The organism is Lentzea sp. NPDC102401 (assembly GCF_044765805.1).
In the GTDB taxonomy this organism is placed as follows: Bacteria; Actinomycetota; Actinomycetes; order Mycobacteriales; family Pseudonocardiaceae; genus Lentzea; species Lentzea sokolovensis.
Map to the genome: position 1 here is coordinate 96,039 of NZ_JBIWKS010000001.1, position 11,958 is coordinate 107,996.

An 11,958-nucleotide genomic window follows, 5' to 3' on the forward strand; every position below is an offset into this window, starting at 1 on the left:
TCCACACCTTTCAGACTCGGCTCGCACCGAACTCCTCGACACCGATCACCGGCCGCAAAGCACGTTCGACGGCTGGTGTCGCGAACGCCCGGCGGATCACGTCGCGGCACAGGACATTGCCGATCGCTCCCATGACCATCGCCTGGTCGAGCGAGAGATAGCGCCGCGCGATGGTGCCCGACCGCACGGCGACCGAGTCGAAGAACCCGCCCGTCCCGTAGGCGCGGAGGTCGTTCTGGATGCCGACGAGGTTCGTGTACGCCTCGTCGCGTTCGTGCATCATCGCCAGGAACGCCGCGTGCGGGGTGACCACGCCGTCGCCGTACGTCGGTGTGGGCGCGGTGGCGGGGCGGCACGAGCCGAAGCCGACGTCGTAGTTGGTCATCTCCTGGTCGGAGAAGTAGCCGCTGGCCGGGTTGCCCGGCTCGCCGCCGGGCCCGATGCCCAGCGCGTCGACGCCGTACTCGCGGTAACCGCCGGCGGGGTTGCTCGCCGGACTGAAGCCCCAGAAGCCGTACTTCGCTTCCAGCAGGCCGTGTTCGCGCTGCGCCCGGACGTGCAACGGGTGGTTGCGACCCCACGACCGCGGCGCCCACTTCGCCTCGGGCACGAACACGTCCGGCATCAGTTCCTCGAACATCGACCCGCCCCAGCCCGGCACGATCCGCATGCCGCGATAGGTGTAGGCACCTTCGAAAACCTCGATGCCGTAGTAGGTCCGGTTCTCCCCCACCGGCTGCATCTCGTGCCACGACCAGTCGCACGACGCCGGCAGCGTCCGCCACATCGCGAAGTACTGCTTCGGCGGGATCTGGCCGGTGATGATGCCGAGGTAGCTGGTGATGCGCGTTTCGGACACCGTGGTGTCGTAGTGGTGCGTGGTCAGCCAGACCGGGTCGCCACCGATGTGCGTGCCCTGGTAGACCCCGCCGGGCCGGTCGTGGTCGAACGGGAAGAACCCGCCGTGGATCAGGCCGCCCGGCCGCACGGGGTGCGCGGGATCGTCGCCGGGGTTGTAGAAGGCATCCCACCGCATGCGGCCGAAGATCCGCTTGGCCAGTCCGGACGCCGCACGGTCGGCCTCCGCGACGACGCGCAGTGCCGCGCCGAGCCAGCCGTTGTCCACGCTGGAGCAGAACGGGTGGACCACGGCACCCGTGCCGGGCCAGGCGCGTAACGCCTCCCCGGTCTCCTCGTCGTACCAGTTGTAGTACATGCCACTCGGGGTGTGGTGTTCCATCCGGTCCAAAGTGGACAGCGTGCGGACCAGTCGCGCCGACGCCTCACCCGAGGTGATGAGACCGAGCTCGCGGGCCACGATCGTCGACCACAGGTAGCCACCGATGTTCGTCGGCGACGTGTAGCCCGAGCGGTCGGACGCGGCGAGTGACTCCGGGATGTTGTCCGCGGGCAGGCCGGTGCGTGCCGGGGTCATGGCGACGAGGCTGCGCCACGTGTCACGCGCCCACCCGCGGATCCGGGTGGGGTCGGCGGTCAGCACCTTCTGCGCCGGGGCGGCGGAGGCGAAGGAGGGAACGGCGAGCGCGGCCGCGCTCGCGACGAGCAGTGTTCGGCGGGTGATCCTTGCTGGCGATGCCATGAGAGTCCCCTTTGGACGATCACTTGATGCCGGTGGTCGCGATGCCTTCGATGAAGCGCCGCTGGAAGACGAGGAACACGAGCAGGACCGGGACGACGACGATGGTGGCCCCGGCCAGGAGCAGGCCGTACTGGATGGAGTTCTGGCCGGTCGAGTAGAGGGCCAGCGCGACCGGGAGCGTGTACTCGCTCTCCTGCTGCGCCACGACCAGCGGCCAGAGGAAGTTGTTCCAGCTGCCCAGGAACGTGAGGATGCCGAGGGTGGCGAGCGCTGGCCCGCACAACGGCAGGACGATCCGGGCGAAGATGCGCACCTCGCCCGCACCGTCGACGCGGCCGGCGTCGATCAGCTCCGTCGGCAGGCCCGTCATGAACTGGCGCATCAGGAACACGCCGAACGGGGAGACGAGGAACGGCAGGATCAGCGCCGGCAGCGAGTTCGCCAGGCCCGCGTTGACGACGAGGACGTACAACGGCACGAACGTGACGACGCCCGGGATCATCAGCGTCGCCAGGACCACCGCGAAGAGCGTCCGCTTGCCCCGGAACTCCAGCTTGGCGAGCGCGTAGCCCACCATCGAGCAGAAGAGCAGGTTCCCGGCGGTCACCAGGACGGCGACGATCGCCGAGTTGAGGAAGTACGTCCCGAACCTCAGGCGGGAGAACAGCTGCGTGTAGTTGTCCAGGGACGCGGACGCCGGCAGCCACGTGGGCGGGTTGGCCAGGATCTCGCCCTCGCCCTTGAAGCTGCCCAGCACCATCCAGACGAACGGCGCGATCACGGCGATGAGCGCGACCGTGAGCGGAACGTAGATCCACCAGCGGTTCTGCGTACGTTGCCCGGTCATGTCATCCCCTCTCCCGCAGCAGGCGGAACTGCAGGGCGGTGACGATCGCGATGACCACGAAGATCAGGTAGCTCATCGCGGAGGCGTAGCCGTAGTTGCCGAACCCGAACTGCCGGTAGGTGTACATCGACGCGGAGATCGTCGAGTTGAGCGGGCCGCCGTTGGTCATGACGTACGGCTCCTCGAAGAACTGCAGGTAGCCGATCGCCGTCGTCACCGACACGAACAGCAGTGTGGGACGCAGCAACGGCAGCGTGATGTGCCGGAACCGCTGCACCGCACCGGCTCCGTCGATCGACGCGGCCTCGTGCAACGACGCCGGCACCGCCTGCAGTCCCGCCAGGAAGATGATCATCGCGGTGCCGAAGTTGCGCCATGCGGCCATCAGGATCAGCGCGGGCATCGACCAGTCAGGGTCGCCGAGCCAGTTCGGCCCGTCGATCCCGACCCAGCCGAGCACGGTGTTGATCAGCCCGAACTCGTCCTGGAGCAGGAACCTCCACACCACCGCGACCGCGACGATCGAGGTGATCACCGGCGTGTAGAAGCCCAGCCGGAAGAACGCCCGGAACCGCGAGATCCCCTTGTCCAGCACGACAGCGGCCAACAACGCGATCGCGAGCGTGAGCGGCACACCCACCAGCACGAAGTACGCGGTGTTCGCCGCAGCCGTGCGGAACAGCGGGTCGGCGAACGCCTGCACGTAGTTGCCCAGCCCGACGAACTCCACGGCGAACGGCGTGCGCAGGTCGCGGTTGCGGGTGTCGGTGAGGCTCATGAACAACGACTGGAGCACCGGCCACGCCGTGAAGACTCCGAACAGCAGGCAGAACGGCAGGATGAGCAGCCACGCCGCCCGCTCCGCGCCTCGGCGGCGGGCCGGGGCGGTCAAGCTCACCGGCCGGTGCCGATCGAGTCGGCTGCTGCCTGGGCGGCCTTCAACGCGGCGGCCGGGTCGGCGCCGGAACGGGCCACCTTCTCGACCTCAGTGTCGAGCGCGGTGATCGCCTGCTCCCAGGTGGCGAACGTCGGCGGCGACTGCGCGGTGTCGAGCTGCTTGCCGAACTTCGCGAGCAACGCGTCGGCGGCGAGCGCCGAGTCCTGCCAGGCGCTCTTCACCGACGGCAGGTCGGTCGAGGACTGGTACCACTTGACCTGCACCTGCGGGCTCGCCAGCCAGTTCACGAACTTCCAGGCGGAGTCGCGGTTCTTGGTCTCCTTGAACACGACGAAGTTGGACCCGCCGACGAAGCTCGACGACGTCTTCTTCACCGGCATCGGCATGACGTCGTACTTGTCCTTGAAGCCTTCCCCGCCGAGCTTCTCGACCGCGGACATCATCCAGGGACCGGAGATGAACATCGGCACGCGCCCGCTGACGAAGTCCGGTTCGGTCGTCGGCTGCGCGGGAGCCTCCTTGTCCGCGATGCCCTCGCTGAAGAACGAGCCGTAGTACTTCAGCGTCTCCTGCATCTCCGGGCTGTCGAAGTTGTAGGCGGCGTCGTTGTTCTTGGTCAGCGCCGCGCCGTTCGACCAGGCGAAGGGCAGCAGCGACTGCCACGAGCCGGTACCGCCGGCCTGCAGCCCGATGCCCCACTTGGCGCCCGACTTGGCCTGCAGGGCCTTGGCCATCTCCTTGAGCCCCGCCCAGTCGGTGGGAGGCGTCTCGTACCCGGCAGTCTTCGCGAGGTCCTTGCGGTAGTAGAGAAGCCTCGTCTCGACGTACCAGGGAATGCCGTAGGAGGTGCCGCCGACCTCGGTCGTGCGTCGCGCGCCGTCGAAGAACGCGTTCTTGTCGATCGACGACGGCGTCGGGTCGAGCGCGTCCATGCCCGCGAACTCGCCCATCCACGTCGATCCCACCATGGCCGCGTCGGGCGCCTGGCCCGCGGTGATCGCCGAGGTGAACTTGTTGTGCGCGGCGTCCCACGGGATGGCGGTCACCTGGACGTCGACGCCGGGGTTCGCGTCCTCGAACTCCTTCGCGAGCGCCGGGAGCTTCTCGCCCTCGGCACCCATGGCCCACACGGTGATGGTGCCCGTGGCAGGACCCTGCACGATGTCGGCGCTGCTCTGACCACCGGTCTGGTCGTCGCCGCGCCCGCAGGCGGCCAGCACCAGCACGAGGGCCGACACCCCCGCGATCGACCTGGAAGTTTTGCGCACCATTGCTTTTCGCTTCCCTTCGGCGTTCGTCTCGAGTAGACGGTGGTGGATCAGGTGACGGGCAGGCAGCCGCACGAGGTGCGCACCACCAGCCGCGTCGGCAGCATTTGGGCGTAGGTTCGCGGCGGCTCGCCGCCCACGAGTTCGTGCAGGCGATCCGCGGCCAGCGCGCCCAGTTCGTGCACGGGCTGGCGCACGGTGGTCAGCCCCGGCCGCACGTACCGCGCGGTCATGACGTCGTCCCAGCCCACGATGGCGATGTCGCCGGGCACGTCCCGACCGGCGTCCTGCAGCGTGGTCATGATCGACAAGGCCAGCTCGTCGTTGGCGCACATCAGGGCGTCCGCCTCGTGCTCACCGGCCAGCAGCCGGTGCGCGAACGCGGTGCCGTCGGCCTCGGACAGCCGGGCCAGGACCGGTTCGGCGGCCTTGAGACCCCGGTCCCGGTGTGCGGCGAGGTAGCCCGCGTACCGGTTGCGGATGTCGGGACCGCTGTCCGGGTCGCCGACGAACAACGCCCGCCGCCGGCCGTGGTCGAGCACGTGCCCGGCCAGTTCCCGCGCGCTCTCCCCGTTCTCCGCCGCGACCGCCTCGATGCCGTCCTGCGGTTCGCCCGCGATGACGACGACCGGCTTCTTCGCGCGCAGCACCCGCACGAGGTCGGCCGGAATCGCCGCCGACCCGAACACCGCGATGGCGTCCACCCTGGTCGCCAGCTGCCGCACCGCCGCGGCCATGTCGGTGCGGCTGTTGGTGAGCACGAGCACCACGGACTGCGCGAGCTCGGCGGCACGCGCCTCGAAGCCCATCAGCAGTTCGGCGTAGTAGGGACCGGACAGCTCCGGCAGCACGAGCCCGTGCGCCTCGTGGTGCCGCACGGCGAGACTGCGGGCCGCACCGGTCGGCACGTAACCGAGCTCCTCGACGGCGGTGAGCACCTTCTGGCGGGTGGCCTCGGCCACGACCGTCGCGCCCTGGAGCACTCGCGACACGGTGGCGATCGACACGCCGGCGTGGTCGGCGACCGAGTAGATCGTCGCTCCAGCGGACCGGGCCTCCGCAGAGGCTGGGTGCTGCTTCGCCATAGCGCTGCCTGCCGCCCTCGTCGTCGTTGATCGGGATGTAAGCGCTTACATGTCACGCTTTGTAATGTAAGCGCTTACATAGTCTTGTTTCGGCAAATATAGGCACGAGCGGACGCCCGGCACAAGGGCTGTCAGCGGCGGACACCCAACGACTGCATCATGAAAGCGCAGGTCAAGCCCGCGCGAAGCCGCCAAAAGAAGTTTGCACGGCTAAGGGCGTGCCGCGATGACGTCGAGGTCGCGGGTGGCGTAGCGCAGGTGCTCCCACTCCTCCACGAGGATCGTGCGCAGGCACGAACCCGTGGTCACCCGGTGCTCCGGACTCCAGGGGTTGCTGCGCGTCACGGCGAGGTCGTCCGCGGTCACCCCGGCCAGGAAGTCGCGCACCATCGCGATCCGGCCGGCCCGCGCCTCCAGCACCTCGGCGTACCGCGGGGTGCCCGAGACGAAGACGGACAGGTCGTACCCGTCGGTCTCGTACTCGGCGTTCGGCAGGCCCAGCGGGTGATAGGGCTTCTCGTGGCCCAGGATCGGCCCGCCCAGCCAGGTGTCCGTCGCCATGATCAGGTGGCGGACCGTCTGCGCGAACGACCACTCGCCGTCCACCGAGACGTCCTCCGTGCCCGGCGGCATTCCGGCGACTCGCTCCAGAGCCGCGTCCCACGCCGTTTCGGCCTTGGCCCACGCCGCGCGCAGCCCGTCCGGATCCTTCGCCCGCCGCTCCCCTCGTCCGGGAAAGCGCCGGTTGAGCTCGGCCTCCACGAACGGCGCGACGTCGACCCCGTTGACCAGCAGCGCGTTCTCACCGCCGAGCAGCCACGGCGCGTCGATGTCGGCACCGGCGATGTCGACCGCCCGCATGACCGCGCCGGACAGGTCCGACCGCGTGAAGCGCGCGCCCCGCAGGCTCACGTCGGTGAACGCGGCGCCGGTCAGGTCGTCGGGATGGCTGAAGCTCACCATCAGCCGACCCTACTGCCAGGCGCGGAGCTTCTCCGGGTTGCGGACGGCCCAGATGCGGGTGATCCGGTCGCCGGCGATGTCGAACGCGTAGACCGACGACGTCACGCCGTCGTTCTCGATCAGCAGACCGGGCCTGCCGTTGACGGTGCGCTCGGTGATCGTGAAGTCGCCGGGAACCCCGGTGGCGACGGCGACGACGAACTGGGCGATCAGGTCCCCGCCCTCGATCGGGTCGAGCACGGTGGTGACCAGGCCGCCACCGTCCGCCGTGAAGGTCGCGCCGGGGTCCAGCAACCCGACCAGGGCGGGGATGTCCTGGGCCTCCCAGGCGTGTTTGAAGTCGCGGACCACGCCGGCGTGGTGGACGGCCAGTGCGGCGGGCGGCGCGGACGTGCTGACTCGGCGGCGAGCAGCGGAGGCGAGTTCGCGGCACGCGGCCGGGGTGCGGCCGGTGATCTCGGCAACCTCGCTGAACGAGTAGCGGAACACGTCGTGCAGGACGAGCGCGACGCGTTGGGCAGGTGTCATCGATTCGAGCGCGACGAGGAACGCCATGCTGACCGACTCGTCCAGGGTGACGCGGTCGGCCGGGTCCGCGGTGGTCCCCTCCGCGGGGTCGGGCAGCGGCTCGGGAATCCATTCGCCGACATAGCGTTCGCGGCGGGCGCGGGCCGATCCCAGCAGGTCCAGGCAGATGCGGCTGGTGACGGTGGTGAGCCAGGCGCCGGGAGAGGCGATCTCGTCCTGCTTCGGCCCGGACAGCGCGTACCAGCGGGCGTAGGCCTCCTGCACGGCGTCCTCTGCCTCCGCGAGGGAGCCCAGCAGCCGGTAGCCGAGGTTGATCAGATGGCGGCGCTCGCTGAGGATCGCGTCGGTCACCGGTGCTCCTGTCCGTTCGTGGTTTCACCAGTCTGACGAGACAGCGCGCCGGAATGTCAGGCCTGACGTTTCCCGGAGTCGTGTCGTCGTAGTGCTCGGAAGCGACACACGAACGAAGGAGACCGATGATCAGGATCGGCATCGTCCTCGGCAGCACCCGGCCGGGTCGCCGGGGCGAGCAGGTGGCCCGATGGGTGGAGCAACGGGCACGGCTGCGCGCGGACGCGGAGTTCGAGGTGGTCGACCTGCTCGCGCATCCGCTGCCGCACCTGGACGAACTGCCCGGCGAGTACGAGCACCCGCACACCAGGGCGTGGGCGGAGACGATCGGCTCGTTCGACGGGTTCGTCGTGGTCACGCCCGAGTACAACCACTCGGCGCCGGGGGTGCTGATGAACGCGATCGACTTCCTGCGCGCGGAGTGGCGGGACAAGGCGGTCGGGTTCGTCTCGTACGGCGGGGTCGGTGGTGCCCGCGCGGTCGAGCAGCTGCGGTTGATGTGCGGGGCACTGGAGATGGCGGACGTGTCGTCGCAGGTGACGTTGTCTCTGGTGACCGAGTTCGAGAACTTCGCGGTGCTGGCGCCGGGCGAACGGCACGTCGCCGCCCTGGACCGGACGCTGGACCAGGTCGTCGCCTGGAGCACTTCCCTTCTCCCGCTGCGCGCCGGTTCCCCGGTGGCCGTGGCATGACCGTGCACAAAGGACAGATGATGGACGAGATCACGCGGCACATCAGCAGGATCGTCGAACGCATCGAGGCCAAGGACCTGGACGGGCTGCGGCGGCTGTACTCGGCCGACGTCGTGTCGTTCGACGTCGAGCCGCCGCTGCAGCACGCCGGCATCGACGCGAAGCTCGCGAACTGGACCAAGGCGTTCGCGTTCTTCCAGGACGTGCGGTACGAGGTTCGCGATCTGACGGTGACAGCGGACGAGAACGTCGCGTTCGCGCACGGCTTCGGACGGCTGCACGGCACGCTGAAGAACGGCGTGCCGGTGGACGGGATGTGGGTGCGGGCGACGTTCTGCTGCCGCAGGATCGACGGGCGCTGGCTCGTCACGCACGATCAGGTCTCGGTGCCGTTCGACATCACCGGTGGCACGGCGGTGACCGGCCTCGAACCCTGAACGACTAGGAGCAGATGCACCCTCTGGGCAGTGCGGACGCCGCCGTGGCGGTGCAGTACCGCACTCCCAGCGGGTCGTGCTCGTGCCGCGGGTGGGGGCACACGTCGCAGGCGAGGCCAGGGGCGGGATCGGTGGTGGTCAGGGGCTCAGACGTGGTCATGCGGGTACTCCGATGAACGGTGCTGGAACGTGAGGATGCCGGGGTTCTGGATGACGCCGTCGCGGATCTCGATGGCGCGCCGGATGGTCTCGCCGGCGTCCCAGGAGCCGGTGAGAACAGTGCGCAGGTGCGGGAGCAGCGCCTCGCTGATCTCCCAGGTCGCCGAGTTCCACAGGTACGACGGGCTGTGGTCGACCCCGTAGTGCACGACGTGGTCGCCCACCAGGAACGACGGCTCGGCGAACGAGGTGGGGCGGGCCCAGCTGAAGCCCATCCCCCGGTCGCACGACACGTCGATCACGAGGGTGCCGGGCGCGAGGGTGGGCAGGTCGTCCTCGATGAGGAACGTGAGTGGCTTGTCGGGGTCCTGGAGGACGCAGTTGACGATGATGTCGTGCTGCGCGAGGTAACCGGCGAGCGGGACCCGCCCCTCGTCGGTCAGCGCGTGGCTGCGCCGCGGGTCGGAGTCGTCGTGGTCGAAGTGGATCATCCGCGCCGAGTGGATCGGTGAGCCGACCGCGGTGACGCCGCGGTTGGTGAGGATGTTGACCTCGTGCACGCCGTGCGCCTTGAGCGCCGTGACGGCACCTCGTGCGGTGGCACCGAATCCGATGACGGCGGCGGTCAGCCTCCTGCCGTAGTCACCGGTCGAGCCGGCGATCTGCAGGGCGTGCAGCACCGAGCAGTACCCAGCCAGCTCGTTGTTCTTGTGGAACACGTGCAGACCGAACGAACCGTCGGTGGTCCAGTGGTTCATGGCCTCGAACGCGATCAGCGTCAGCCGCCGTTCGATGGCCAACTGGGTGAGCTTCGCGTCCTGCACGCAGTGGGGCCAGCCCCACAGCACCTGACCCTCGCGCAGTTCCGCGACGTCCTCGGCGAGAGGCTTGGGCAGCAGAATGACGTCGCACTCCGCGATCAGCTGTTCGCGGGTGCGCAATCCCCCCACGGACAACGAAAGTTGTTCGTCGGACACGCCGAAACGTTCGCCGTAGCCGCGTTCGAGGAAGACTCGCTCACGCAGATCCGCGTCGATCCGGTCGAGGTGCAGCGGATGGATCGCCAGCCGGTGCTCGTTCTCCTTGCGCGACAACGCGATGGCGCCGAGGCTGAGGTGTGCGGTACGGGTCAGCATCGACCGCTTTCCGCGAGAAGTTCTTTGGTGCAGAGCAGATCCGAGTTCAACTCGGCGCTCCCGCCTCCAGCCGGACGGCCGGGCTTCCTGGTGCGCCCAAGGCGGCACCAGCTTGACCACTGCTGCACGACATGCCCTCGGTGGGTCCAGCTTACGCTAAAATCGGTGACGACCTTGCCGCTCCGGACCCCGGCGGTGCCGCTCGCCACCGAATCCGGTGTGAGGTGCTCCCCCGTCATGATCGGTCTGTCCGAGGTCACGCGTCTGGAAGAAGACACCCGCGCGTTGCGCGAACTCGACTACCGCAGCGGGGGCGAGACCTGTCTCGACGGCGTCCGCCTGTGCCTGCGCGAGAGCCTCCCACTGCTCGTCGCGCCCACGTCGGAGCACGTCCGGCAACGGCTGTACGTCGCCATGGCGGACCTGCGGAACCTGGCGGGCTGGGTGTGCTTCGACGCCGGCCTGGTCGACAACGCGCAGAACCACTTCTGCCACGCTCTGGCGCTGGCCGGGCTCGCCCGCGCGGACGAGCTCACCGCCAACGTGTGCTACCGGCTCGGCCGCGTCTTCCTGCACCACGGGCACTTCGACGAGGCGTCGCGGTACTTCGACCTCGGTCAGCTCGCGGCCTCCCGCTCCGGCGACGGCCTTGCCGCCAGTCTGCTGTCGGGCAACGCGGCGTGGGCGTGTGCGAAGAAGGGTGCCGAGCACAGCGCCCGCACGCTCCTCGACCGCGGCCGGGAGCAGTTCGGCGCCGCGAGCCGAACGGGCGTGGCCGGTTGGGCGGCGTTCTTCACCCCGGCCGACCTGTCCGGGCTCGCCGGGGCCGTGCACACCGACCTGGCGGTCACCGTGAGCCGGCATTACGCGCGGACAGCCGTCACGCTGCTCACCACCGCGATCGACGGCTACGACGAGGGCATGGCCCGCAGCCGCACGCTCGGCCTGATCTCCCTGTCCACCAGTCATCTGATCGAGGGCGACGTCGAGACGGGCGTGAACACCGGGCTGCGCGCGCTGGCGTCGTCGGGGCCGATCGGCTCCGCCCGCGTGCGCGACCGCTTCCGGCCCCTCGCCTCGCATGCGCGCCGTCACCGCGGCCACGGCGGGGCGCGGGAACTCGCCGACCGCATCGACGCCGTCTCGGCGGCGTGAGCGGGCGTGGCCCCTTCCGCGATGCGCGTCCCCGCGTGGGATGCTTCCGCGCGACGGAAGGCGGAGTCGGTGACCGGTGAGCGACTGGCCAAGGTGCTGGCGCACCTCGCCGCCGACACGGCGGCGAGAGGCATCGCGACGTCCAGCGAGGCCGCCTGTGAGGCGTGCGTGACGCTGATCGGGGTGACCGGCGCGCAGCTGACCCTGATGAGCGGCACCGGCCGGGGCGAGTCCCGCTACGCGACGAACGACATCGGTGCCCAGCTCGAGAACCTGCGCTTCACCCTCGGCGAAGGACCGTGCGAGGACTCGATCCGCTCCGGGATGCCCGTGCTCGCCGGTGACCTGGACTCGTGGGACAACGACCAGCGCTGGCCGTTGTACGTGCGGGCCGCCGTCGCCATCGGTGTCAGAGCGGTCTTCGTGTTCCCGCTGCGCAGCGGCGCCATCCGGATCGGCGCGCTGGTGCTGCACCGGACGAACCCCGGCCCGCTGACCCAGGAGCAGATCCTCGACGCGCACGTCGTGGCCGACGTCATCATGTCGTTGCTCCTGGACGAACTGACCATGGCGCACCTCGACACCGAGTTCGTCGCACTGGACGGCATGCCGCTCAGCCGCGCCGAGGTGCACCAGGCCACCGGGATACTGTCCGTCCAGATGGGGGTGAGCATGGACGAGGCCCTGGTGCGGCTTCGCGCTCACGCGTTCGCCCATGACCAGTCGGTCGTCGACGTGGCCCGCGACATCGTCGGCCGGCGCCTGCGACTGAGTCCGGAGAGCAGGCCCGATCCCCGATGATCAGGCCCGCTTCCCGGCGAGAAGACCTACAGAGGTGA

General features: G+C 69.4%; 13 protein-coding genes. 4 read left to right on the forward strand and 9 right to left on the reverse strand.

The window, feature by feature from the left end; genetic code table 11:
- Nucleotides 1-10: 10 nt before the first annotated feature.
- The 7 genes from ACIRG5_RS00505 to sigJ form a co-directional block, all read right to left on the reverse strand.
- Nucleotides 11-1,600, reverse strand: coding sequence for a glucoamylase family protein (locus ACIRG5_RS00505; RefSeq protein ID WP_402897960.1), 1,590 nt, complete (start codon nt 1,598-1,600; stop codon nt 11-13).
- A gap of 19 nt (nt 1,601-1,619) precedes the next feature.
- The gene (locus tag ACIRG5_RS00510) at nt 1,620-2,447 is read right to left on the reverse strand and encodes a carbohydrate ABC transporter permease (RefSeq protein ID WP_402897963.1); all 828 of its coding nucleotides are present in this window, start codon (nt 2,445-2,447) and stop codon (nt 1,620-1,622) included.
- Nucleotide 2,448: 1 nt separating this feature from the next.
- Nucleotides 2,449-3,345, reverse strand: coding sequence for a carbohydrate ABC transporter permease (locus ACIRG5_RS00515; protein WP_402897966.1), 897 nt, complete (start codon nt 3,343-3,345; stop codon nt 2,449-2,451).
- Nucleotides 3,342-4,616: a sugar ABC transporter substrate-binding protein gene (locus ACIRG5_RS00520; RefSeq protein WP_402897969.1), complete on the reverse strand. Its 1,275-nt coding sequence runs from the start codon at nt 4,614-4,616 to the stop codon at nt 3,342-3,344. The genes ACIRG5_RS00515 and ACIRG5_RS00520 overlap by 4 nt, the downstream gene beginning before the upstream one ends.
- Nucleotides 4,617-4,663: 47 nt before the next feature.
- A complete protein-coding gene (locus ACIRG5_RS00525; RefSeq protein WP_402897972.1) occupies nt 4,664-5,698 on the reverse strand; it encodes a LacI family DNA-binding transcriptional regulator in 1,035 nt (344 codons plus the stop codon).
- 210 nt (nt 5,699-5,908) lie between these two features.
- Nucleotides 5,909-6,661, reverse strand: coding sequence for a DinB family protein (locus ACIRG5_RS00530; RefSeq protein WP_402897975.1), 753 nt, complete (start codon nt 6,659-6,661; stop codon nt 5,909-5,911).
- Nucleotides 6,662-6,670: 9 nt separating this feature from the next.
- Nucleotides 6,671-7,540 (reverse strand): RNA polymerase sigma factor SigJ, encoded by an 870-nt coding sequence (sigJ, locus tag ACIRG5_RS00535; protein ID WP_402897978.1) that lies wholly within the window; start codon nt 7,538-7,540, stop codon nt 6,671-6,673.
- Between the two features lie 125 nt (nt 7,541-7,665).
- Here sigJ and ACIRG5_RS00540 point away from each other — a divergent pair, with 125 nt between their 5' ends.
- Nucleotides 7,666-8,232 carry an NADPH-dependent FMN reductase gene (locus ACIRG5_RS00540; protein WP_402897980.1) on the forward strand — a complete coding sequence of 189 codons (567 nt, stop codon included), beginning with the start codon at nt 7,666-7,668 and terminating at the stop codon, nt 8,230-8,232.
- On the forward strand, nt 8,229-8,669 hold the full coding sequence (locus tag ACIRG5_RS00545; RefSeq protein WP_402897982.1) for a YybH family protein: 441 nt from the start codon (nt 8,229-8,231) through the stop codon (nt 8,667-8,669). The genes ACIRG5_RS00540 and ACIRG5_RS00545 overlap by 4 nt, the downstream gene beginning before the upstream one ends.
- Nucleotides 8,670-8,673: 4 nt before the next feature.
- Here ACIRG5_RS00545 and ACIRG5_RS00550 read toward each other — a convergent pair whose 3' ends face one another.
- Nucleotides 8,674-8,829, reverse strand: a complete 156-nt coding sequence (locus ACIRG5_RS00550; RefSeq protein ID WP_402897985.1) for an RGCVC family protein — start codon at nt 8,827-8,829, stop codon at nt 8,674-8,676.
- Complete coding sequence (locus tag ACIRG5_RS00555) at nt 8,816-9,964, reverse strand: N(5)-(carboxyethyl)ornithine synthase (protein WP_402897988.1); 1,149 nt, start codon at nt 9,962-9,964, stop codon at nt 8,816-8,818. The genes ACIRG5_RS00550 and ACIRG5_RS00555 overlap by 14 nt, the downstream gene beginning before the upstream one ends.
- Before the next feature lie 165 nt (nt 9,965-10,129).
- On the opposite strand from ACIRG5_RS00555, the gene ACIRG5_RS00560 reads away from it, so the two are divergent.
- The gene (locus ACIRG5_RS00560; RefSeq protein WP_402897991.1) at nt 10,130-11,119 is read left to right on the forward strand and encodes a transcriptional regulator; all 990 of its coding nucleotides are present in this window, start codon (nt 10,130-10,132) and stop codon (nt 11,117-11,119) included.
- A 69-nt stretch (nt 11,120-11,188) separates the two neighbouring features.
- Complete coding sequence (locus ACIRG5_RS00565; protein WP_402897992.1) at nt 11,189-11,920, forward strand: GAF and ANTAR domain-containing protein; 732 nt, start codon at nt 11,189-11,191, stop codon at nt 11,918-11,920.
- The last annotated feature ends 38 nt before the right edge of the window (nt 11,921-11,958 follow it).